The 23,610-nt window shown below is 73.5% G+C and carries 19 protein-coding genes; 15 read left to right on the top strand and 4 right to left on the bottom strand.

Annotated features, from left to right (window positions below):
• The first annotated feature begins 78 nt into the window (after positions 1-78).
• The 6 genes from SAM23877_RS12310 to holA all read left to right on the top strand — a co-directional run bounded on the left by SAM23877_RS12310 (position 79) and on the right by holA (position 7,285).
• Positions 79-1,278, top strand: coding sequence for a ComEA family DNA-binding protein (locus SAM23877_RS12310; protein ID WP_107408654.1), 1,200 nt, complete (start codon positions 79-81; stop codon positions 1,276-1,278).
• Entirely contained in the window at positions 1,275-3,944 is a 2,670-nt protein-coding gene (locus SAM23877_RS12305) for a ComEC/Rec2 family competence protein (protein ID WP_079030159.1), read from the top strand. The genes SAM23877_RS12310 and SAM23877_RS12305 overlap by 4 nt, the downstream gene beginning before the upstream one ends.
• 4 nt (positions 3,945-3,948) lie before the next feature.
• On the top strand, positions 3,949-4,776 hold the full coding sequence (locus tag SAM23877_RS12300) for an arylamine N-acetyltransferase family protein (RefSeq protein ID WP_053130682.1): 828 nt from the start codon (positions 3,949-3,951) through the stop codon (positions 4,774-4,776).
• A gap of 292 nt (positions 4,777-5,068) precedes the next feature.
• Positions 5,069-5,950, top strand: coding sequence for a YceI family protein (locus SAM23877_RS12295; RefSeq protein ID WP_053130679.1), 882 nt, complete (start codon positions 5,069-5,071; stop codon positions 5,948-5,950).
• 42 nt (positions 5,951-5,992) lie between these two features.
• Positions 5,993-6,238, top strand: a complete 246-nt coding sequence (locus SAM23877_RS12290; protein ID WP_053142389.1) for a hypothetical protein — start codon at positions 5,993-5,995, stop codon at positions 6,236-6,238.
• 57 nt (positions 6,239-6,295) lie between these two features.
• Positions 6,296-7,285: a DNA polymerase III subunit delta gene (holA, locus tag SAM23877_RS12285; protein WP_179948842.1), complete on the top strand. Its 990-nt coding sequence runs from the start codon at positions 6,296-6,298 to the stop codon at positions 7,283-7,285.
• A gap of 423 nt (positions 7,286-7,708) precedes the next feature.
• Here holA and rpsT read toward each other — a convergent pair whose 3' ends face one another.
• A complete protein-coding gene (rpsT, locus tag SAM23877_RS12280; RefSeq protein ID WP_030180898.1) occupies positions 7,709-7,975 on the bottom strand; it encodes a 30S ribosomal protein S20 in 267 nt (88 codons plus the stop codon).
• A 295-nt stretch (positions 7,976-8,270) separates the two neighbouring features.
• On the opposite strand from rpsT, the gene lepA reads away from it, so the two are divergent.
• The 4 genes from lepA to hemW all read left to right on the top strand — a co-directional run bounded on the left by lepA (position 8,271) and on the right by hemW (position 16,460).
• On the top strand, positions 8,271-10,139 hold the full coding sequence (lepA, locus tag SAM23877_RS12275; protein ID WP_053130673.1) for a translation elongation factor 4: 1,869 nt from the start codon (positions 8,271-8,273) through the stop codon (positions 10,137-10,139).
• Positions 10,140-10,426: 287 nt separating this feature from the next.
• Positions 10,427-12,304, top strand: a complete 1,878-nt coding sequence (locus SAM23877_RS12270; RefSeq protein ID WP_053130670.1) for an AMP-dependent synthetase/ligase — start codon at positions 10,427-10,429, stop codon at positions 12,302-12,304.
• A 358-nt stretch (positions 12,305-12,662) separates the two neighbouring features.
• Positions 12,663-15,191 (top strand): SpoIIE family protein phosphatase, encoded by a 2,529-nt coding sequence (locus SAM23877_RS41175; protein WP_342342869.1) that lies wholly within the window; start codon positions 12,663-12,665, stop codon positions 15,189-15,191.
• A 39-nt stretch (positions 15,192-15,230) separates the two neighbouring features.
• A complete protein-coding gene (gene hemW / locus SAM23877_RS12260; RefSeq protein ID WP_053142388.1) occupies positions 15,231-16,460 on the top strand; it encodes a radical SAM family heme chaperone HemW in 1,230 nt (409 codons plus the stop codon).
• 138 nt (positions 16,461-16,598) lie between these two features.
• Here the strand turns inward: hemW and SAM23877_RS12255 are convergent, their stop codons facing one another.
• Entirely contained in the window at positions 16,599-17,402 is an 804-nt protein-coding gene (locus tag SAM23877_RS12255) for a DUF3097 domain-containing protein (RefSeq protein ID WP_053130663.1), read from the bottom strand.
• A 34-nt stretch (positions 17,403-17,436) separates the two neighbouring features.
• Positions 17,437-18,171: an MBL fold metallo-hydrolase gene (locus tag SAM23877_RS12250; protein ID WP_053130660.1), complete on the bottom strand. Its 735-nt coding sequence runs from the start codon at positions 18,169-18,171 to the stop codon at positions 17,437-17,439.
• Positions 18,172-18,333: 162 nt separating this feature from the next.
• Between SAM23877_RS12250 and hrcA the strand changes: the two genes are divergently transcribed.
• The 4 genes from hrcA to SAM23877_RS12230 all read left to right on the top strand — a co-directional run bounded on the left by hrcA (position 18,334) and on the right by SAM23877_RS12230 (position 22,497).
• The gene (gene hrcA, locus SAM23877_RS12245; RefSeq protein WP_053130657.1) at positions 18,334-19,350 is read left to right on the top strand and encodes a heat-inducible transcriptional repressor HrcA; all 1,017 of its coding nucleotides are present in this window, start codon (positions 18,334-18,336) and stop codon (positions 19,348-19,350) included.
• Entirely contained in the window at positions 19,351-20,484 is a 1,134-nt protein-coding gene (dnaJ, locus tag SAM23877_RS12240) for a molecular chaperone DnaJ (protein WP_053130653.1), read from the top strand.
• Positions 20,485-20,617: 133 nt separating this feature from the next.
• Complete coding sequence (locus tag SAM23877_RS12235; RefSeq protein ID WP_053130644.1) at positions 20,618-21,751, top strand: nitronate monooxygenase; 1,134 nt, start codon at positions 20,618-20,620, stop codon at positions 21,749-21,751.
• On the top strand, positions 21,748-22,497 hold the full coding sequence (locus SAM23877_RS12230; RefSeq protein ID WP_053130635.1) for a 16S rRNA (uracil(1498)-N(3))-methyltransferase: 750 nt from the start codon (positions 21,748-21,750) through the stop codon (positions 22,495-22,497). The genes SAM23877_RS12235 and SAM23877_RS12230 overlap by 4 nt, the downstream gene beginning before the upstream one ends.
• A gap of 86 nt (positions 22,498-22,583) precedes the next feature.
• On the opposite strand, the gene SAM23877_RS12225 is transcribed toward SAM23877_RS12230, so the two are convergent.
• The gene (locus SAM23877_RS12225; protein WP_063796777.1) at positions 22,584-23,000 is read right to left on the bottom strand and encodes a hypothetical protein; all 417 of its coding nucleotides are present in this window, start codon (positions 22,998-23,000) and stop codon (positions 22,584-22,586) included.
• Positions 23,001-23,071: 71 nt separating this feature from the next.
• Here SAM23877_RS12225 and SAM23877_RS12220 point away from each other — a divergent pair, with 71 nt between their 5' ends.
• On the top strand, positions 23,072-23,587 hold the full coding sequence (locus SAM23877_RS12220; RefSeq protein WP_079030158.1) for a hypothetical protein: 516 nt from the start codon (positions 23,072-23,074) through the stop codon (positions 23,585-23,587).
• Positions 23,588-23,610 lie beyond the last annotated feature (23 nt).

The raw sequence follows: 23,610 nt of genomic DNA, 5'->3' as shown, positions 1-23,610 counted from the left end.
TTTTCCACAATCCGGTGGTGATCCCCGGGAATTGACCAAGATCATCGCGGTTGCGCCGGGCTGTCCGATGCTCCTCGCATGGCTCTTCGATCACGCTCACGCACAGCGACCGCGACCAGTGGCCCGGGCCGTGGCCCCGCCTCCGACGGCCGCCTGCGCGACCGCCGTCCGTCCGGCCGCCCGGGCAGCCGTCGTCCGTCCGGCCCCGGTCCCCGCTCCGGCGGCCGGGGAGGACGCATGCGCCGTCACGCGCAGGCGCACGCGCAGGCGGAGGAGCTCCGCCTGCGCGCCGAGGCGCTCTTCGCCGAACGTCCCGTCGTGCGGGGCGAGTCGGGGAAGGGGCCGCCAGCACCCCAGGGCCGCGATCTCGGACTCCGGAGGGGGCACGCGGAGGGCGACGCGGCGCGCAGGGAAGCCACCGGAGGCGAGGAGGAGGCGGCACAGGGCGCCGCCGACACCTCCGCGACGAGCTGGCGGGACCGGGCCGGTCAGGCGCTGCGGGAGCGCGTGCCGGTGTGGCTGCAGACCCGGTGCGGGCTGGAGCGGCGCAGTGTGGCCGCGCTCACGGTGCTGCTCGTCGTCGCGTCGGTCCTCGCCGTGCAGCACTTCTGGACGGGCCGCACCCAACCGGTGCCGGCGCCCGAGACCGTGCGCGAGGCCGCGGTGTACGGCGCCTCGGGAGGGGGCGGGACGGCGGGGAGCGAGGCGGCCGGGGGCGAGGTGGGCGGGGACAGCTCAACGGCCGGTACGCACAAGGGCACCGCCGTGGCAGGGGCCACGGTCGGCGCCGAGATCGTGGTGGACGTCGGGGGCAAGGTCCGCAAGCCCGGGGTCCACCGCCTGCCGGCCGGCTCACGGGTCGCGGACGCCCTCCGCGCCGCCGGTGGCGTCCGGCCGGGAGCCAGGACCGACGGGCTGAACCGGGCCCGCTTCCTCGTGGACGGCGAGCAGGTGGTCGTCGGCGCTCCCGCACCCGGCACCGGGACGGCCCCGGGCGGAACGGTCCCGGGCGGGCCGGGCGGATCGGCACCGGGCGGGCCGGGCGGATCGGCCGCGGCGGGCGGGCTCGCGGGAGGGGCCCCCGTCGCACCGGTCTCCCTCAACACGGCGACCGCCGACCAGCTCGACACCCTGCCCGGTGTCGGCCCCGTGCTGGCCCGGCACATCATCGACTACCGCACCCGGCAGGGCGGTTTCCGCTCGGTGGACGAGCTGCGGGAGGTCAACGGCATCGGTGAGCGCCGCTTCGCCGACCTGCGGAATCTCGTGCGGCCATGAGTACGGACGTGACGGCCCCCGGCAGGGCGGCGGAGCCCGGCGAGCGGACGGCGCCGCCGCGCGCGGCCGTGCACGCCGCTTCCGGGCATCGGCTCGGTGCCGCCCACCCTCGGCAGGAGGGGCCCACCGACCTGCGGTTGGTGCCGCCCGCGCTGGGGACCTGGGCGACGGCGGCGGTGATGCTCGACGCGCCGCCCGGCTGGACCGTCGGAGTCGTGACCGGTGGCCTGCTCCTGGCCGGCGTACTGCTGCTGAGGGCACGGGGGCGACGCCCGGCGCGCGGACGGCGGCACGTGTCGTTCGTCGCCCTGCTCCTGTGCGTCGCCGCGGCCGCCGCCTCGGCCGCCCTGCACGGCGCGGACCTGCGCCGTGGGCCGGTACCGGCGCTGGCGCGGCAGTACGCCACCGTCACCGCCGAGGTGGAGGTCACCGCGGACCCTCGCCTCACCCGGCCCCGCGTCCGGGGAAACCGGGCCGTGCCGCCCACCGTGCTGATCGAGGGCGACGTACGCCGGCTGACGGAGGCGGGCGGAGCGGAGGTCGTGACCCGGACACCGGTGCTGATGCTCGTCGACGTGGGAGGGGCGGCGGGTGGGTTCGGAGCGCCGGGAGCGTCTGGGGGACCGGAGACGTCCGGGGGGACTTCGAGTCGCCTGTCCCCGGGCGCCCCGAACGAGCGGCCCCTCACCGGCGCCGGGCCCGGTGCGGCCCACTGGCTGGGACTGCTGCCCACCACGCGGCTCAGGGTCACCGCCCGGTCGGCACCTCCGAGGTCGGCCGGCGACCGGATCGCCGCCGTGCTGCGGGTACGGGGCGGGCGGGAGGCCCCCGAGGTCGTGGCCGAGCCGTCGGGAGCGCAGCGGCTGGCCGGACGGCTGCGGGCGGGGCTGCGGGAGGCCACCGACGGTCTCCCGGAGGACGCACGGGCCCTGCTGCCGGGGCTGGTCGTCGGGGACACCTCGCGCATCACGCCGGAGTTGGAGGAGGCGTTCAAGGAGACCGACCTCGCGCACACGCTGGCCGTGTCCGGAGCCAACTTCACGATCGTGCTCGCCCTGCTGCTCGGTCCGCCCGGACTGGCCCAGCGCAGCGAGCGCCGGGGGCTGGCGCCCCGCCTCGGGATCTCCCTGCGGACCACCGCGCTGCTCGGCGGGGTCCTCGCACTCGGATTCGTCGTCGTGTGCCGACCCGACCCGAGCGTGCTGCGGGCCGCGGCCTGCGGGGCCGTCGCCCTGCTCGCGCTGGCCACCGGGCGCCGCAGGTCGCTGCTCCCCGCGCTGGCGACGGCCGTGCTGCTACTGGTGCTGTACGACCCGTGGCTCGCCCGCAGCTACGGGTTCCTGCTCTCCGTGCTGGCCACCGGGGCACTGCTCACGCTCGCTCCCCGGTGGAGCGCGGCGCTGTGCCGGCGCCGGGTCCCCCCTCGGCTCGCCGAGGCGCTGGCCGCCGCGGGTGCGGCGCAGGCCCTGTGCGCTCCGGTCGTCGCCGTGCTGTCGGCGCGGGTGAGCCTGGTGGCGGTGCCCTGCAACCTGCTCGTGGAGTTCGCGGTCGCGCCCGCCACGGTGCTGGGTTTCGCGGCGCTGGCGGCGGCACCGGTGGCGATGCCGGTGGCCGAAGGGCTGGCGTGGTGCGGGAGCTGGCCCGCCGAGTGGATCGCCGGCATCGCCCGCACCGGGGCCGCGCTGCCCGGCGCGGGAGTGGACTGGCCGGGCAGCTGGACCGGCGCGGCGCTGCTCGCCCTCGCCACGGTGGGCGTGCTGCTGGCCGGCCGGCGACTTCTCGGGCATCCCTGGTGGTGCGGTCTCTGCGCGGCCCTGCTGGTGCTGGTGGTGGTCCGGCCGCCCCCACTGGCCCGGGTGATCACCGGGTGGCCGCCGCCGGACTGGCGGATGGTGATGTGCGACGTCGGGCAGGGCGACGCCATGGTGCTCGCGGCGGGTGAGGGCACGGGCGTGGTCGTGGACACCGGACCGGACCCGGCGCTGGTCGACCACTGTCTGCGCTCGCTCGGCGTCACCCGCGTCCCGCTCGTGGTGCTGACCCACTTCCACGCCGACCATGTCGCGGGACTGGCCGGGGTGTTGCGGGGGCGTGCGGTGGGCGCCATCGAGACGACCGCGCTCGAAGAGCCCGCCGACCAGGCCGAGTCCGTCCGCAGACAGGCGGCGGCACGACGGATCCCCCTGCGGCACGCCGCGGCCGGGCAGCAGCGAAGGGCGGGACCGCTGTCCTGGCAGGTGGTGTGGCCTCCACCGCCATCGGCGGCGAGCACCGGGGCGGGCCCCGCGACGAGCACGGTGGAGCCCAACGACGCCAGTGTCACGCTCCTGGTGCGGACGGCGGGGCTGCGCCTGCTGCTGCTCGGCGATCTGGAGCCCCCGGCCCAGCAGGAGCTGGCGAAGTCACCGGCGGCGGGCGCGCTGGAAGGCGTCGACGTGCTCAAGGTGGCCCACCACGGCTCGGCCCACCAGGATCCCGGCCTCCTGGGCAAGGTCGCCCCACGGCTGGCGCTCATCAGCTGCGGCGCGGACAACACCTACGGGCACCCGGCCCCCGCCACCGTCGCCGCGTTGCGCGCCCGGGGCACGATGGTGCTGCGCACGGACCGGGACGGGGCGCTGGCGGTCACGGGCACCGGCGAGGCCCTGCGGGTGGCGGGAGACTGAGGGCATGGATTCAGCACAGGTCGATGCCTACCTCAGCCGTATCGGAGTCGAATACCCCGCGTGGCCCACGGCCGACGCCCTGCGTGAGCTGCAACTGCGCCATCTGCGGACGGTGCCGTTCGAGAACCTCTCCGTCCATCTCGGTGAGGAGATCGTGCTGGAGGAGAAGCGGCTCCTGGACAAGGTGGTGGGCGCGCGCCGGGGCGGGTTCTGCTACGAACTCAACGGTCTGTTCGGCGCGCTGCTGGCGGCGCTCGGGTACGAGGTCACCCTGCTCGCGGCGCGCGTGTACGGGGACGGTGGCCGGCTCGGTGTCCCGTACGACCACCTGGCGCTGCTGGTGCGGTCGGTGGACGGCGGCGACTGGCTGGCCGACGTCGGTTTCGGGGCGCACAGCCACGGTCCGCTGGCCTTCGCGGAGCGGGGCGAGCAGGAGGACCCCGGCGGCACGTTCCGGGTGGCCGAGGCGGGGCCGGACGCCGCGGGGGTGCGCGGCGGCCATGACTCGGCCCGGGCAGCCGACCTGGACGTGGTGTGCGACGGGAAGCCCGTGTACCGCCTGGAGCTGCGCCCGCGGGTGCTCGGTGACTTCGTGTCCGGGGCGTGGTGGCACAGCACTTCACCGCAGTCGCACTTCCTCCAGGCGCCGGTCTGCTCGCTGCTCACGGAGGACGGAGGGAGGATCACGATCAGCGGCCGCAGGTTGGTGTCGACGACCGTCGACGGGCTGCGGGAGGAGCGCGAGCTGGCGACGGACGAGGAGGTGCTCGCCGCCTATCGGGACCGGTTCGGCATCGAACTCGACCGGGTGCCCGCCGTACGCCGCCCGTGAGGACCGCCGTGCGTCGGCCGTGAGAACCACCGTGCGCCGGCCGTGAGAACCACCGTGCGCCGGCCGTGAGAAGCCGTGGGTCCGCCCCTGTGGGGTTCCGCTCCACCGGGCCGCTTCGGCCCACAAAAGGTACACACGAGTCACACGGGGTCCACTCGTGTGTACTCGTGCCTACTCCCTGCACATGCGCCGGTTTCCCGTGATGTGGGTCCGTGTTGCCTCGAAAGCCCCACCAGTGATCGAATGTTTCTTCGTCAACGATTTTCCGCACGTCGCGCAGAGGGTGTCTCAGATGATCGGCCGCTGGCTGGAAAGCCGAACGAAGCGGATGCAACGGACGGGTCCCCTGGCGGCGGTGCAGACCCCGCCGAGCGCGGGAGCGCTGAGCTGCCGGGTCCTCGACCCCGTGGACGAGCCGGTGCCCCACGCCGAGTTCACGGTGAGCGACACCCTGGGGCGCAAGGTGGTCGGCGGCGGCACGGACCCCTTCGGGTCGTTCGTGGCGGCGGTGCCGGCGGGGGAGTACCGGCTCGCGGTGTCCGCCGAGGGCTACACGCCGTACCGGGCGTCCGCGACGGTCACCGAGGACACGCTGTCCTCACTCGGTGACGTGACCCTGCAGGTGGCCCGGCCGCCGGAGCTGCCCGCGCCGGGTGACTGGGAGATCGAGCCGGCGCACTCCTCGATAGCGTTCACCGCCCGGCACATCGGACTGGCGCGGATCCACGGCAGGTTCAACTCCTTCGCGGGCGCGGTGCGGATCGCGGACGACATGGCGCGGTCGGCGATGCACGTGGTGATCGACGCGGCGTCCATCGACACCAACGTGAGGATGCGCGACGACCACCTGAGGTCGGGGGACTTCCTGGACGTGCAGCGCTTTCCGACCCTGGAGTTCTACAGCGACCGGTTCACGCACCGGGGCGGCAACCGGTGGGCCGTCACCGGGGCGCTGTCGCTGCACGGTGTGACGCGCACGGTCACGCTGGACGCCGAGTACCTGGGCCTCGGCAACGGAATGGAGGGCGAGGTGCGGGCGGCCTGCCGTGCCACGACCGAGCTGCACCGCGACGACTTCACGGTGAGCTGGCAGACGATGCTGGCGCGCGGCATCGCCGTGGTCGGGCCCAGCATCCGGATCGACCTCGACGTGCAGATCGTGCCCAAGGGCTGACCTGGCGGTCGGCGCGGCGCGGGGTGTCCGACAATGGCTCCCGTGAGTGATGTGAGACATGTGCTGGTGCTGCCCGACCGCGACGCCGCCGAGGAGGCCGCCCAGGCGCTCGGGGAACGCTTCGGGCTCGACGAGGAACCCCAGCTGGTCCGGGACGCCCTGGCCGGCGAGGACGACGCCGAGGATGCCCAGTGGCTCGTGGTCCTGCGCGACGAGAGGGAGCGGCTGGACCCCGCCGAACTCGACGCGTTCGCGGGGGAGTGGGAGGGCTGGCGCGAGGAGCCCTGACCCCGGCGGGGCGCCGGGCGGGGACCCTTGTCAGTGGTGCGTGCGATGCTTGTCGCGATGGCCAGGAAGACTGCGAATGACGACCCTCTCGCCCCGGTGACCCTTGCCGTGGGCCAGGAGGACCTCCTGCTCGACCGTGCCGTGCAGGAGGTGGTGGCCGCCGCGAAGGCCGCCGACGCCGACACGGACGTACGCGACCTGACCCCCGACCAGCTGCAGCCCGGCACGCTCGCCGAGCTCACCAGCCCCTCGCTCTTCGCCGAGCGCAAGGTCGTGGTCGTACGCAACGCGCAGGACCTGTCCGCCGACACGGTCAAGGACGTCAAGGCCTACCTCGGCGCACCCGCCGAGGAGATCACCCTCGTCCTGCTGCACGCGGGCGGCGCCAAGGGCAAGGGCCTGCTGGACGCCGCGCGCAAGGCGGGGGCGCGTGAGGTGGCGTGCCCCAAGATGACGAAGCCCGCGGACCGCCTGGCCTTCGTGCGGGCGGAGTTCCGTACCGCCGGGCGGTCGGCCACCCCCGAGGCGTGTCAGGCGCTGGTCGACTCGATCGGCAGCGACCTGCGGGAGCTGGCCTCGGCGGTCTCTCAGCTGACCGCCGACATAGAGGGGACGATCGACGAGGCGGTCGTCGGGCGTTACTACACCGGGCGGGCCGAGGCCTCCAGCTTCACGGTCGCCGACCGGGCGGTCGAGGGACGGGCGGCGGAGGCGCTGGAGGCGCTGCGCTGGTCCCTCGCGACCGGGGTGGCGCCCGTGCTGATCACCAGCGCGCTGGCCCAGGGCGTGCGGGCGATCGGCAAGCTGTCCTCCGCCCGCGGCGGACGCCCCGCCGATCTCGCCCGCGAGCTCGGGATGCCGCCGTGGAAGATCGACCGCGTCCGGCAGCAGATGCGCGGCTGGACACCGGACGGCGTCTCCGTGGCCCTGCGCGCGGTGGCCGAGGCGGACGCGGGAGTGAAGGGCAGCGGGGACGACCCCGAGTACGCCCTGGAGAAGTGCGTGGTGATCATCGCCCGGGCGGCGCGTTCGCGGGGACGGTCGTAAACCGCAGTCCGCCTCGTCCTGCCGCCGCCTCCCGGACCGCCCCTGGGCCCCCGTGCCGCCCGCCCCCCGGGGCTCACCCGCCCCCCCCCATGGCTCACCCGCCCCCCATGGCTCACCTGCCCCCCATGGCTCACCCGCCCCCCCCGCGGGCCCGCCCGCCCCCGGGCTCACCGCCCCCGGCCCACTCTCCGACCGCGTCCTCCCGGTCCGCGCCCGGTCCCGTGTTCCGGCTCATGGCCAGGACAGACCGAAGGCCCCGGTGGCCGTCCTGGGGAAGGACGGCCACCGGAGCCTCGGGATCAAGCTCGGGGGTCCATGCCCGCGTGGCGAACGCAGGCCGCGCATGGACCCTGGGTGCCGGACGGGAGCGGATGAGAGAGGGCCCGCTCTGGGTCCTTCCGGCGATCAGACCAGATAAGGGGTTCAGCCCTTGAGAGCGCCGACCTTCTGCGCCAGCGCCGACTTCTTGTTGGCGGCCTGGTTCTTGTGGATGACGCCCTTGGAGACGGCCTTGTCGAGCTGGCGCGAAGCGACGCGCTGGTACTCGGTGGCCTTCTCGACGTCACCCGCGGCAGCGGCCTCACGGGCCTTGCGGATCGCGGTCTTCAGAGAGGACTTGACGGCCTTGTTGCGCAGCCGGGCCTTCTCGTTGGTCTTGTTCCGCTTGATCTGGGACTTGATGTTCGCCACGAATGAGCCTTTGCAGGTTCAGGCACGAGGCCGCTAAGGGCCCGTACCGGTGATTTCTTGAAGGAGTGTCTCGCGCTGAGAGGGCAAGAGACACAGCCCCTCACACTACCAGCGGCGGGCAGGCCTCCCCAAACCCGCCCTTCGCCCGCCCGAGTCCGGGCCGAGTCCGGGCCGAAGCCGCCCCCAGCCGCTCCCAGACCCATCCCGGCTCCCCACCCGTGGGACGATGGAGGCTACGTATAGATCCGACCCGAGACCGCAGACACTGCGGACGCCTCAAGAATCAGGACCCTGCGTGCCCGCGATCCCTAGCCATGTGCCCGAGCCGAGCCGTACCGACCCGTCGCTGATCCGCAACTTCTGCATCATCGCGCACATCGACCACGGCAAGTCCACGCTCGCCGACCGGATGCTCCAGCTGACCGGTGTCGTCGAGCAGCGGCAGATGCGCGCCCAGTACCTCGACCGCATGGACATCGAGCGCGAGCGCGGCATCACGATCAAGTCCCAGGCGGTGCGTCTGCCGTGGGCTCCCACCCACGACAAGACCGACACGCACATCCTCAACATGATCGACACCCCGGGGCACGTCGACTTCACCTACGAGGTCTCGCGGTCGCTGGCCGCGTGCGAGGGCACCATCCTCCTCGTCGACGCCGCCCAGGGCATCGAGGCCCAGACCCTCGCCAACCTCTACCTGGCGATGGAGAACGACCTCACGATCATCCCCGTGCTGAACAAGATCGACCTGCCGGCCGCGCAGCCCGAGAAGTTCGCCGAGGAGCTCGCCAACCTGGTCGGCTGCGACCCCGACGACGTGCTCAAGGTCTCCGCCAAGACCGGGCTCGGCGTCGACGTGCTGCTGGACAAGGTCGTCGCCGAGGTCCCGCCCCCGGTCGGCGTCAAGGACGCCCCCGCCCGCGCGATGATCTTCGACTCCGTCTACGACTCGTACCGCGGTGTCGTGACGTACGTCCGTGTCATCGACGGCCAGCTCAACAAGCGCGAGCGGATCCGGATGATGTCCACCGGCGCCACGCACGAGCTGCTGGAGATCGGCACCAACTCCCCGGAGATGCTCTCCGCCGACGGTCTCGGCGTCGGCGAGGTGGGCTACCTGATCACCGGCGTGAAGGACGTCCGCCAGTCCAAGGTCGGCGACACCGTCACCAGCCAGCACAAGGGCGCCACGGACGCGCTCGGCGGTTACAAGGACCCGAGGCCGATGGTCTTCTCGGGTCTGTATCCGCTGGACGGCTCGGACTACCCCGAGCTGCGCGAGGCGCTGGACAAGCTCCAGCTCAACGACGCCGCCCTGGTCTACGAGCCGGAGACCTCCGCGGCCCTCGGCTTCGGTTTCCGCGTCGGCTTCCTGGGCCTGCTGCACCTCGACGTGATCCGCGAGCGGCTGGAGCGCGAGTTCGGGCTCGACCTGATCGCCACCGCGCCCAACGTGGTCTACCGCGTGATCATGGAGGACGGCACCGAGCACACCGTCACCAACCCGAGCGAGTTCCCCGAAGGCAAGATCAACGAGGTGTACGAGCCGGTCGTGCGCGCCACGATCCTGGCGCCGACCGAGTTCATCGGCTCGATCATGGAGCTCTGCCAGACCCGGCGCGGCACCCTGCTCGGTATGGACTACCTCTCCGAGGACCGGGTGGAGATCCGCTACACCCTCCCCCTCGCCGAGATCGTCTTCGACTTCTTCGACCAGCTCAAGTCGAAGACGCGCGGCTACGCCTCGCTGGACTACGAGCCCACCGGGGAGCAGACCTCCAGCCTGGTCAAGGTCGACATCCTGCTGCACGGCGACAAGGTGGACGCCTTCTCGGCGATCACCCACAAGGACGCCGCGTACGCGTACGGGGTGCGGCTCGTCGCCAAGCTGCGCGAGCTCATCCCGCGGCAGGCCTTCGAGGTGCCCATCCAGGCCGCCATCGGCTCCCGGGTGATCGCCCGCGAGACCATCCGCGCCATCCGCAAGGACGTCCTCGCCAAGTGCTACGGCGGTGACATCTCCCGCAAGCGGAAGCTGCTGGAGAAGCAGAAGGAAGGCAAGAAGCGGATGAAGATGGTGGGTTCCGTGGAGGTTCCGCAGGAGGCCTTCATCGCGGTGCTGTCCAGTGATGACAGCGCGGGGTCGGGCAAGGGCAAGAAGTAACCGCACCGCCGGACGTCGAATCCGGGCAAAACGGTCAGGGAGGGGCCCGTCGTACGAAAGTGCGGCGGGTCCCTTCGCATGTCACGGGCGGGCATCTGTAGGAAGTGACAGGGTGCGGAGTCTTACGCCGAGGGCGGTCGCCCTTTAATCTGATGCCTGCCCCGTAGTTACTCGTGAGTTAAACAAGTGATCGGGCAACCGTCCGAGCCGTTGCCCCAGCACCGCCCGAGAGTGAAATCCAGCCGCACCTGAGCAAGCCGCGCCGTCGCGGGCCCACGGAGGATGTCGTGAGCGACACACAGACACTGATCGAGAACCGTCCGCCCTCCGTGGCGGGACTCTTCCTGGAGCGGGTGGCGGCCACGCCGGACGCCGAGGCGTACCGCTACCCGGTGCCTTCGTCCTCGGGTGAGGGCCCGGACGACTGGAAGTCGCTGACCTGGGCCGAGGCCGCCGAACGCGTCTACGCCATCGCGGCCGGACTGATCGAACTCGGTGTGCAGCCCGAGCAGCGCGTGGCCCTCGCCTCCTCCACCCGGCTGGAGTGGATCCTCGCCGACCTCGGCATCATGTGCGCGGGCGCCGCGACGACCACGGTCTACCCGCAGACCAACGCCGAGGAGTCGGCGTACATCCTCTCCGACTCCGAGAGCAGGGTCCTGATCGCGGAGGACGCCGCCCAGCTCGCCAAGGCGAGGGAGAAGCGCGGCGAGCTGCCCGAGCTCACCCACGTCGTGGTGGTCGACGCGACCGGTGCCGACACCGGCGAGGACTGGGTGCTGACCCTCGACGACCTGGAGCGCCGGGGTGCGGCCCGTCTGGAGGCGGACCCGGAGCTGGTCAGGAAGCGGGTGGGCGCGCTCACCAAGGACCAGCTCGCCACCCTCATCTACACCTCCGGCACCACCGGCCGCCCCAAGGGGGTGCGTCTCCCGCACGACAACTGGTCGTACATGGCGAAGGCGATCGCCGCGACCGGCCTGGTCACCAAGGACGACGTGCAGTACCTGTGGCTGCCCCTCGCGCACGTCTTCGGCAAGGTGCTCACCTCCGGCCAGATCGAAGCCGGTCACGTCACCGCCGTCGACGGCCGCGTCGACAAGATCATCGAGAACCTGCCGGTCGTGCAGCCGACCTACATGGCGGCCGTCCCGCGCATCTTCGAGAAGGTCTACAACGGCGTCGCCGCCAAGGCCCGCGCCGGCGGCGGAGCCAAGTACAAGATCTTCCAGTGGGCCGCCGGGGTCGCCCGCGAGTACGCGAAGGTCACCCAGGACAACTTCAAGCGCACCGGCACCGCGAGCGCCCCGGCCGGCCTGCGCACCAAGCACGCCGTCGCCGACAAGCTCGTCTACGCCAAGATCCGCGAGGCCTTCGGCGGCCGCCTGCGGGCCTGCGTGTCCGGCTCGGCCGCCCTCGCCCCGGAGATCGGCTTCTTCTTCGCCGGCGCCGGCATCCACATCCTGGAGGGGTACGGCCTCACCGAGTCCTCCGCCGCGTCCTTCGTCAATCCCGGCGAGGCCTACCGCACCGGCACGGTCGGCAAGCCGCTGCCCGGCACCGAGGTGCGCATCGCGGACGACGGCGAGATCCTGCTGCGCGGCCCCGGCATCATGGAGGGCTACCACCAGCTGCCCGAGAAGACCGCCGAGGTGCTGGAGAGCGACGGCTGGTTCCACACCGGCGACATCGGCGAGCTCTCGCCCGACGGCTACCTGCGCATCACCGACCGCAAGAAGGACCTGATCAAGACCTCCGGCGGCAAGTACATCGCGCCGGCCGAGGTCGAGGGCCAGTTCAAGGCGGTCTGCCCCTACGTCTCCAACATCCTGGTCCACGGCGCCGACCGGAACTTCTGCACGGCGCTCATCGCCCTCGACGAGATCGCGATCATGGAGTGGGCGAAGGAGAACGGCCTGGAGGGCAAGTCCTACGCCGAGGTCGTCGCGGCGCCCGTGACCGTCGAGATGGTCGACGGCTACGTCAAGCAGCTCAACGAGGGTCTCCAGCGCTGGCAGACCGTCAAGAAGTTCCGTCTGCTGCCCCGCGACCTCGACGTCGAGCACGGGGAGATCACCCCCAGCCTGAAGCTGAAGCGACCGGTCGTGGAGCGGGAGTACAAGCACCTGATCGAGGAGATGTACGAGGGCTCCCGCGAGGCGTAGGGGGCGTGCGCCGCGTCCGCCCGGCCGATGCCCGGACCTGTCCGTCTTCGGGACCTCTAGGGGACCTCTTCGGGCCGTCTTCGAGCGTTCGCCTAGCACGGTTCTCACTCGTGGCGGCCGACTTCGGTAACTCGGCGCTTATGGACGGGCTCGGTCTGTCACTCTGTCGGCATCGACTGCGAAGTACTCGCACGAACTGCCCGGGGAGCCGTCCATGGGGGCCATTCCTACGCAACGGGAGACCGTCTCCCGCGCAAGCGGGGCGCCGGCGCACGCTGCCGAGGCGTCAGTCCCGGGGTGTGCGCTGGCGCACGTGACCCTGCTCGGAAGTTCCCTGGCGCCGGGCGCGGCCCGCGAGATGGTGCGGGACGCGCTGGCCGACTGGTCCTCGCTCGGCCTGCCCGGCACGGACCAGCTGACGGAGCACCTCGTCGCCGACGCCTTGGTGGCGGTCAGCGAGCTGGTCACCAACGCCGTCGTCCACGCCGGCACCGACGTCGAGGTGGTCTGCCGGCTGGAGGAGACGGGCACCCTCGTCGTCGAGGCCACGGACCACCACCCCTCCCGCGCGCCTCGGGGCGGCCATCACGAGACACCGCAGGAGATCGCCGAGTACGGACGCGGCCTGCGGCTCGTCGCCGCGCTCTCGGAGGCCTGGGGCATCACGTACCGGCCGGGCACCAAGACGGTATGGGCGCGGCTGCCGGCGGCCGGCACCGACGTCACCGAGCAGACCGAGGCGTACGCCGGGGGACGGGGGTGGCGGCGCGGCGGTACGCCGGTCGCGGAAGCGGGAGAGAGGCCCGAGAGCCCGGACGGCCCGCCGACCCCCGACGTCCGCACCGCCCCCGACGTCCGCACCGCCCCGGACGTCCGCACCGCCCCGGACGTCCGCACCGCCGCGGACGGCTCGGTCGGCGGGGACGGCCTGGGAGGCCGGGACGGCTCGGACCGCCCGTACGGCACGAAGGGAAGGGACGGTGCCGACGGCCAGCACAGCCCGCATGGTCCGGACGGCCCGCACGGCCCGCACGGCGCACACAGCGCACACGGCGCACAGGGTTCGCCCGCCCCGGGGGGCCCGGACGCCCCGGATGTCCCCGGCGTCCCGGACTCCCCGGGCGGACCGGAGTGCCCGGACGGCGTCCCGCCGGACACGGACGGCGTCCCGCCGGACACGGGGGGCGTCCCGCCAGGCCCGACGGGCGGCCCGTCGGATTCGCGGGGACCGTCGGATGCTCCGATCGAGATCCTCCCGTCCGGTACGGAGGGCGGCCGACGCGGGCCGAAGGGCGTTCGGTCCGGCCCGGACGGCACTTCGCCCACCCCGCAAAGGACCTCGCCCGCCCCGCGTGTCACCCCGTCCGCCCCGCAAGTCACCCCGCCCGCCCCGCAAAGCACCTCGCCCGGCGCGGAAGGCGCCCCGCCCGGCCCGGGGGTCGGTTCGACGGGGCCGGGGGAGGCACCGGAGCACCCGGGGCGCGAGGGGGACGCCGACCGGTCGCACCCCCCGCAGTGGCCGTTCTGGTGGGACGTGGAGGCGGCCGCCGGACCGCGCGGCCTCCGCGACCGGGAGTGGCTGGGACGCGGCGCCCTGTCCTTCCTCGCCGAGGCCTCCGACCTCCTGGCCGGCCAACTCGACGAGGACCTGGTCGCCTCCCTCACCGGCCAGCTGATCGTGCCGCGGCTCGCCGACTGGTGCGCCGTGTGGCTGGAGGACGAGTCCCTCGGCCGGGGGGCGTGGAGCGACGACCCGGGCTCGGCCGTCGGCGCGCGGCTGGCCCGCGTCTGGCACGGCAGCGAGAGCCACATCGAGGAGCTGCGCCGGGTCCTGGAGAAGGACCCGCCCCGCCCGCGCGACCCGTGGCGTTCCGGCCCCGTCGACCACCCCTGGCCCGCGGAGGGGCTCGGCGCGGACGGCGCGCAGGGCGCCGCGCTCGCCTACCGCCTGGTCGCGGGCGGCCGGCCGCTGGGCACCTTGGTCATCGGACGGTCCGGCACCTCCCGCTTCCCCGACGAGATCAGCGGCCTCGTCGAGGATCTCAGTCGCCGGGTGGCGCTCGCCATCGGCGCCGCCCGCCAGTACGCCCGGCAGGCCACCATCAGCGCCGTCCTGCAGCGCGGCCTGCTGCCCGGTGCCGTCGCGGAGATCCCCGGCGTGCGCAGCGCCCTCGTCTACGAACCGTGCGACAAGGGCGGCCCCAGCGGCGACTTCTACGACCTCTTCCCGGCCGGCGACGGCCGCTGGTGCTTCGCCGTCGGCGACGTCCAGGGCAAGGGCCCCGAGGCCGCCGTCGTCATCGGGCTCGCCCGGCCCTGGCTGCGGCTGCTGGCCCGCGAGGGGTACGGCGTCCCCGACGTCCTCGACCGCCTCAACCAGCTGCTCCTCGACGACGCCACCGAGGCCGCCGACGCCGCCGCGCGCGCCCTGGTCGCCGTCGGCGGCCGTCCGGTTGCCCCGGGCGACGGACCGCAGACCCGCTTCCTGTCCCTCCTCTACGGCGAGCTGGTCCCCTTCGCGGGGGGCGTGCGCTGCACCCTGGCCTCCGCCGGGCACCCGCTGCCCCTGCTCCTCGGGCCCGACGGCACCGTCCACGCGGTCGCGCAGCCGCAGACGCTGCTCGGGGTCGTCGAGGACGCGACGTACACCAGCGAGACCTTCGACCTGAGCTCCGGCGACACCCTGCTGTGCGTCACGGACGGGGTCACCGAGCGGCGCAGCGGCTCCCGCCAGTTCGACGACGGGGACGGGCTCGCGGAGGCGCTCGCCGGATGCGCGGGGCTCGGCGCCGGCCTGGTCGCGGAGCGCATCAAGCGGCTGGTGCACGAGTTCGGGGCCCGGCCCCCGGAGGACGATCTGGCGCTGCTGGTGCTCCAGGCGGAGTGACGGCCCGGGGCACGAGGCGGGTGCGGGACAATGGAACGCATGCCCTCCGCACTGCCCGACGGCGAACCCGTCCCCTCCGACGGCGCCCTCCCGGCGTCCGCGCTCGCCGCCGCCGACCGACCCCTCGGTTTCTACCTGCACGTCCCGTACTGCGCGACCCGCTGCGGATACTGCGACTTCAACACCTACACCGCCACCGAGCTGCGCGGCACCGGCGGCGTCCTCGCCTCCCGGGACAACTACGCGCAGACGCTCGTCGACGAGGTCCGTCTCGCCCGCAAGGTCCTCGGCGACGACCCCCGCGAGGTCCGCACGGTCTTCGTCGGCGGCGGTACGCCCACCCTGCTGGCCGCCGACGACCTGGTACGGATGCTGGGGGCGGTCCGCGAGGAGTTCGGCCTCGCCGCGGACGCCGAGGTGACGACGGAGGCCAACCCCGAGTCCGTCGACCCGGCGTACCTCGCCACCCTGCGGGAGGGCGGCTTCAACCGGGTCTCGTTCGGCATGCAGAGCGCGCGGCAGCACGTTCTGAGGGTGCTGGACCGCACCCACACCCCGGGCCGCCCGGAGGCGTGCGTCGCGGAGGCCCGCGCGGCCGGCTTCGACCACGTCAACCTGGACCTGATCTACGGCACTCCCGGTGAGTCCGACGACGACTGGCGCGCGACCCTCGACGCCGCGCTCGGCGCCGGACCCGACCACGTCTCCGCGTACGCCCTGATCGTCGAGGAGGGCACCCAGCTGGCCCGCCGCATCCGGCGCGGCGAGGTCCCGATGACCGACGACGACGTCCACGCCGACCGGTACCTGATCGCGGAGGAGCGGCTGTCGGCAGCGGGCTTCGACTGGTACGAGGTGTCGAACTGGGCCACGTCGGAGGCCGGGCGCTGCCTGCACAACGAGCTGTACTGGCGGGGCGCCGACTGGTGGGGCGCCGGGCCGGGAGCCCACTCCCACGTGGGCGGGGTGCGCTGGTGGAACGTGAAGCACCCGGGGGCGTATGCGGGCGCCCTGGCGGCGGGGCGCTCCCCGGGAGCCGGCCGGGAGATCCTCACGGACGAGGACCGCCGCGTGGAGCGCATCCTGCTGGAGCTGCGGCTCCGCGAGGGGGCGCCGCTGACCCTGCTCAGGGAGGAGGGCCTCGCGGCCTCGCGCCGTGCGCTGTCGGACGGGCTCCTCCAGGAGGGGCCGTACGAGGACGGGCGCGCGGTGCTCACCCTGCGGGGGCGGTTGCTCGCGGACGCCGTGGTGCGGGACCTGGTGGACTAGGGGTCGATCCCCGCGTCGGCGGGGAGCGGGAACCGTTCGGCCGAGGGGACGAGCTCATCGACGGACCGTCTCCGCGGCGGTGGAGAGAGTCCGCCAGGTCGCCTCTGCCGGTCGCCTCCGCCGACGACGGGACGGCGCTCAGGGTGCGGTGACGTGATCGATGAGACGTTCCACACTTCCCAGCAGCTCGGGCTCCAGGTCCTTGTACGACCCCACCCGCGCCAGGATCGCCTGCCACACCGCCCCGGTGTTCTCGGACGGCCACCCCAGTGCCCGGCACACCCCCGTCTTCCAGTCCTGCCCGCGCGGCACCCGGGGCCAGGCCTCGATGCCGACCGACGCCGGCTTCACCGCCTCCCAGACGTCGATGTAGGGGTGGCCCACCACCAGCGCGTGCTCGCTCGTCACGTCCTGCGCGATCCGCCACTCCTTGGATCCCGGCACCAGGTGGTCCACCAGGACGCCCAGCCGCGCGTCCGGCCCCGGCGCGAACTCGGCGACGATCGACGGCAGGTCGTCCACGCCCTCCAGGTACTCCACGACGACACCCTCGATGCGCAGGTCGTCGCCCCACACCTTCTCGACCAGCTCGGCGTCGTGCCGCCCCTCGACGTAGATCCGCCCGGCACGGGCCACCCGGGCGCGCGCGCCGGGAACGGCGACGGAGCCGGACGCCGTACGCGTGGGCCGTGCCGGACCGGACGACGGTCGCACCAGCGTCACCACCCGCCCCTCCAGCAGGAAGCCGCGCGGCTCCATCGGGAAGGCCCGGCGCTTGCCGAAGCGGTCCTCCAGGGTCACCGTGCCCGCCTCGCAGCCGGTCACCGCCCCGCAGAACCCGGTGCCGGGCTCCTCGACCACCAGGCCGGGGTCGGCCGGGACCTCCGGTACCGGCTGCGATTTCTTCCACGGAGGGGTCAGGTCGGCGGAGTACTGGCGCATTCTGAGGACGATACGAGGAATCCGCCGCCCGTGATCAGCGCGACACGCCGAAACGCGCGGCCAGCGCCTCCCGTTGGGACCGGACGAACGCCGCGTCCACCACCGCTCCGTGGCCGGGCACGTACAGCGCGTCCGCACCGCCCAGGGCGAGCAGCCGGTCCAGGGCGGCCGGCCAGCGTGAGGGCACGGCGTCCGGGCCCGCCTGCGGCTCGCCGGACTCCTCGACCAGGTCGCCGCAGAACACGACCGGGGGGTCGCCCGGCACCAGCACCGCGAGGTCCTGGCCGGTGTGCCCCGGCCCCACGTCGGCCAGCAGCACCCGCCGGCCGCCGCCCAGGTCGAGCGCGCACTCGCCGGCGACCTCGCGGTGGACGCGGACCAGCGCGTCGGCCGCCTCCTCGGCCGCCCCCGCGTCCAGCCCCTCGGCCACCGCGTCGGAGAGCAGCGCCTCCCGCCCCTGTCCGCCCCGCGCGAGCACCGCCCCGATGCCCGCCGCGCCGTGGACCTCCACGCCCGCGAACGCCGCCGCGCCGAAGACGTGGTCGAAGTGCGGGTGGGTCAGCGCGAGATGCGTCACACGGTGACCGGCGAGCCGCTCCGCCCGCGCACGCAGCCGGGCACCCTCGCCGAGGCTCGACCCGGTGTCCACGAGCAGTGCCGCGCCCGCGCCGACGACCAGCCCCGCCGTGCAGTCCCACACCGGCAGCCGGCACCGGCCCACCCCGGCCGCCAGCCGCTCCCATCCCAGGTCTTCCCAAGTCACCGTCACGACGACGACGCTAGCGGTGCGGCACCCGCGCGCACGGCCGCGTGGCACCGGCCTTGCCGGGGGCGTACCCCACGGCCGTACACTGGGCCGGGGAAGTCTGGCACTCGTCAACGGTGAGTGCCAGGAGGAACACCGGGCGGACGACTTCTGGAGGTGTGCGCGATGCTCAGTGAACGCAGGCTGAAGGTGCTGCGCGCCATCGTCCAGGACTACGTCGGCACCGAGGAGCCCGTCGGCTCCAAGGCCCTCACCGAGCGGCACAACCTCGGCGTCTCCCCGGCCACCGTGCGCAATGACATGGCGGCCCTGGAGGACGAGGGGTTCATCGCCCAGCCGCACACCAGCGCCGGGCGCATCCCGACCGACAAGGGCTACCGGCTCTTCGTCGACAAGCTGGCCGGCGTCAAGCCGATGACCGCGCCCGAGCGGCGCGCCATCCAGAACTTCCTGGAGGGCGCCGTCGACCTCGACGACGTGGTGGCCCGTACGGTGCGGCTGCTCGCGCAGCTGACCCGGCAGGTCGCCGTCGTGCAGTACCCGTCGCTGACCCGCTCGACCGTGCGGCACGTGGAGCTGCTGGCGCTGGCGCCCGCGCGCCTGATGCTGGTGCTGATCACGGACACCGGGCGGGTCGAGCAGCGGATGGTCGACTGCCCGGCGCCCTTCGGGGAGTCGTCCCTGGCGGACCTGCGCGCGCGGCTCAACAGCCGGGTCGCCGGACGTCGCTTCACGGACGTCCCGAGCCTGCTCGAGGATCTGCCGGAGGCCTTCGAGGCCGAGGATCGCGGTACGGTCTCCACCGTGCTCTCCACCCTGCTGGAGACGCTGGTCGAGGAGAACGAGGAGCGGCTCATGATCGGCGGCACCGCCAATCTGACCCGCTTCGGGCACGACTTCCCCTTGGTGATCCGACCCGTCCTCGAGGCGCTGGAGGAGCAGGTCGTGCTCCTCAAGCTGCTCGGCGAGGCGAAGGATCCGGGCGTGACCGTCCGTATCGGTCACGAGAACGCCCACGAGGGACTCAACTCCACGTCCGTCGTGTCGGTGGGCTACGGTTCGGGCGGCGAGGCGGTTGCCAAGCTCGGCGTGGTCGGACCGACCCGCATGGACTACCCGGGAACGATGGGAGCGGTACGCGCAGTGGCACGGTACGTCGGACAGATCCTGGCGGAGTCGTAGGTGGCCACGGACTACTACGCCGTACTCGGCGTGCGCCGCGACGCTTCCCAGGACGAGATCAAGAAGGCGTTCCGGAGGCTCGCCCGCGAGCTGCACCCGGACGTCAACCCCGATCCGAAGACCCAGGAGCGGTTCAAGGAGATCAACGCCGCCTACGAGGTGCTGTCGGACCCGCAGAAGAAGCAGGTCTACGACCTCGGGGGCGACCCCCTCTCGCAGGCCGGCGGCGGCGCGGGCGGCTTCGGCGCGGGTGGCTTCGGGAACTTCTCGGACATCATGGACGCGTTCTTCGGCACGGCGTCGCAGCGCGGACCGCGCTCGCGCACCCGCCGGGGCCAGGACGCGATGATCCGCATCGAGATCGAGCTGGACGAGGCCGCCTTCGGCACGACGAAGGACATCCAGGTCGACACGGCCGTCGTCTGCAACACCTGCAACGGCGAGGGCGCGGCCCCCGGCACCTCGGCCCAGACGTGTGACATGTGCCGCGGCCGCGGTGAGGTCTCGCAGGTCACCCGGTCCTTCCTGGGCCAGGTCATGACCTCCCGGCCCTGCCCCCAGTGCCAGGGCTTCGGCACCGTGGTCCCGACCCCGTGCCCGGAGTGCGCGGGCGACGGCCGGGTGCGCTCCCGGCGCACGCTGACCGTGAAGATCCCGGCCGGTGTCGACAACGGCACGCGTATCCAGCTCGCGGGCGAGGGCGAGGTCGGACCCGGCGGCGGCCCCGCCGGCGACCTGTACGTCGAGATCCACGAGCTGCCGCACTCGACCTTCCAGCGCCGCGGCGACGACCTGCACTGCACGGTCACCATCCCGATGACGGCGGCGGCCCTCGGCACCAAGGTGCCGCTGGAGACCCTCGACGGCGTGGAGGAGGTCGACATCCGCCCGGGCACCCAGTCCGGCCAGTCGATCCCGCTGCACGGCCGCGGCGTCACCCACCTGCGCGGCGGTGGCCGGGGCGACCTCATCGTGCACGTCGAGGTCACCACGCCCACCAAGCTCGACACCGAGCAGGAGCGCGTCCTGCGCGAGCTGGCCAAGCTGCGCGGCGAGGAACGCCCCCAGGGGCAGTTCCAGCCGGGGCAGCAGGGGCTGTTCTCCCGTCTGAAGGATGCCTTCAACGGGCGTTGATCCGGGCGCCGGCCGCGTGCCGCGTGGGTGCCGGTCCGGGTGCCGCCAGGGGCTCCGCGGTGCGGATGCTCCTGGCGTATGCCGACGGAAGCCCGGATTCGGACTTGTTCGGAGGACGTGACAACATGCCGTCATGTCCTCCGCACTGACCGATCTCTTCCCCTACCCGATCGTGCAGGCGCCCATGGCGGGCGGCGTCTCCGTGCCGCAGCTCGCCGCCGCGGTCTGCGAGGCGGGAGGGCTGGGATTCCTGGCCGCCGGGTACAAGACCGCGGACGGGATGTACCAGGAGATCAAGCAGCTGCGGGGGCTGACGAGCCGCCCCTTCGGCGTCAACCTCTTCATGCCGCAGCCCGAGACACCCGGCACCGGCCCCTGTGGGGCGGCCGACGCCGCGTCCACGAACGCCGCCGCCGTCGGCCTCTACGCCCACCAGCTCGCCGGCGAGGCCGCCTGGTACGAGACGGAGCTGGGCGACCCCGACAGCGGCCGCGACGACGGATACGACACCAAGCTCGCGGTGCTGCTGGACAACCCGGTGCCGGTGGTGTCGTTCCACTTCGGCGTCCCGAGCCGCGAGGTCGTCGACTCCCTGCACCGCGTCGGCACCTTCGCCCTGGTCACGGCGACCACCGCCGAGGAGGCCAGGGCCGTCGAGCGGTCCGGCGCCGACGCGGTGATCGCGCAGGGCGCCGAGGCCGGCGGACACCAGGGCACCCACCGCGACCACCCGGAGACGGGCGGTACCGGCACCGGACTGCTGTCCCTGGTCGCGCAGGTCCGGGAGGCGGTGAGCCTGCCCGTCGTCGCCGCCGGCGGCATCATGCGCGGTGGTCAGATCGCCGCCGTCCTCGCGGCCGGCGCGAGCGCGGCCCAGCTCGGCACCGCCTTCCTCGCCACTCCGGAGTCCGGCGCGCACGCCCTGCACAAGCAGGCCCTGACCAACCCCCTGTTCGTGCGCACCGAACTGACCCGGGCCTTCTCCGGGCGCCCCGCGCGCGGCCTGGTCAACCGCTTCCTGCGCGAGCACGGCCCCTACGCACCCGCCGCCTACCCGGACGTCCACCACCTCACCGCGCCGCTGCGCAAGGCGGCGGCGAAGGCGGGCGACGCGCAGGGCATGGCGCTGTGGGCGGGGCAGGGCCACCGGATGGCCCGGGAACTGCCCGCCGGGCAGCTGGTGGAGGTGCTGGTGGCCGAACTCGCCGCCGCCGGGACAGCGTTGTCGGGCTTGTCGGGCTTCGCGACGGGAGGTACGGGCCGATGACGGCACCGGTGTTCGTGGTCGACTCGCTCCGGCCGGGCGACCTGCCCGGCGGGGAGTACGTCCTGGACGGCCCGGAGGGGCGGCACGCCGTCTCCGTGAAGCGGCTGCGCGCCGGCGAGGACGTCGTCCTCACCGACGGACGCGGACGCTGGGCCGAGGGCGTGGTGAAGGCCGCCGAGGGCAAGGACCGCCTCGTCGTCACCGACCTGGAGAGCGTCCACGAGGAGCCCGCGGAACGGCCCCGCCTCACCGTCGTGCAGGCCCTGCCCAAGGGCGACCGCGGCGAGCTGGCCGTCGAGACGATGACCGAGGTCGGCGTCGACGCGATCGTGCCCTGGGCGGCGTCCCGCTGCATCACCCAGTGGAAGGGCGAGCGCGGCCTGAAGGCGCTCGGCAAGTGGCGGGCGACGGCCCGGGAGGCCGGCAAGCAGTCCCGCCGGGTCCGCTTCCCCGACGTCGCGGACGCAGCGACGAGCAAGCAGGTTGTCTCACTTCTGGCCGACGCCGACTTCGCGGCCGTACTCCACGAGAGCGGCGACGAGCCCCTGGCAGCCGCCGAACTGCCCGCCTCCGGCGACATCGTGCTGGTCGTCGGACCCGAAGGGGGCGTGTCCCCCGAGGAGTTGGCGCTCTTCGCCGCGGCCGGCGCCCAGGCCTACCGTCTGGGCCGCAGCGTCCTGCGCACCTCCACCGCGGGTACCGCCGCGACCGCCGTCCTCCTGGCCCGTACCGGCCGCTGGTCCTGACGGTCCGGGCCGCCGGTCCTGACGGTCCCGTCAGCCGTCAGCCGTCAGCCGTCAGCCGTCAGCCGTCAGCCGTCAGCCGTCAGCCGTCAGCCGTCAGCCGTCAGCCGGCGACCGTCAGCTGCGCGGGCGGCGGCGACCGCCGGGAACAGGTCCCAGCCGTCCAGTTCCACCGGGGCGCCGCCGGGGGCGGGCAGCAGGCCGCGCCGGTCGGCCTCGTCCACCAGGGCCCTCACGACGCCGGGTTCGCGCTGGTTGAGCAGGTTGCCGCGGCCGTCCGCCACACAGCCCTCGAACCAGTGGTGGCCCTCGGAGGTGAGGCGGCCCGAGTCAGGGCCGCCCGGCAGGAAGACGAACCGGACGCGGACGCCGTCGCCGTCGCCGTCGCGGTACAGGGTCAGCGCGTCGCGCCGGACGCCGTCCCGTCCCCGCTTCTGCCGGTGGCTCCAGTGGTACGTCGTCCGCTCGTCCACGACGAGCCTGCGCTGCCTTCGGTCACGGCCCATCCGCCCACGGTAGTGAGGAGTGGCCGTATGCGCCCTACCGCCGGCCTCGCGCCGGTGGCACGCTGCCCTCCATGGGGGCATCGAGACGGATCCGGCGTGTGGCTCCGGTGGTCGTCGGCGCGGTCGTCGCCGTCGCCGGTGTCGGCGCGTGCGACCCGGGCGGGCTCAGTTCCGCGTCCGTGGCGTACACGACCGACCAGACGGTCACGCGCGAACTGCAGCGGCAGAAGGCCCAGGTGCGGTGGCTCACCTGCACCGCCTCGTACGGGGACGACGGTTCCACGGCGTCGGCGGGCGAGGACACCGTCGCCTCGGTCGACTGCAAGGGCAAGACCGACGACGGGAAGGACATCACCGTGGACGGCGAGGTGACCCGGGTCGTCAACGGCGCCTGCGTGCGCGGTGACCTGACCGCGAAGGTGGGCGGCAAGGAGTGGTTCCGGGTCAAGGGGCTCGGGAACTGCGACGCCACGAGCGCTCCGCCGGCCGGCCGGCCCTCGCAGCAGGGGCCGGGACCCACCGTGACGGTCACCCGGACCATCTGGTGTCCGGACGACCCGCACTGCCGTCCGGTGCAGGGCAAATAGTCCGGGCGGGCGGGTGACCGGCA

The organism is Streptomyces ambofaciens ATCC 23877 (genome assembly GCF_001267885.1).
Lineage (GTDB): Bacteria > Actinomycetota > Actinomycetes > Streptomycetales > Streptomycetaceae > Streptomyces > Streptomyces ambofaciens.
This window is presented reverse-complemented; position numbering and strand designations above follow the sequence as displayed.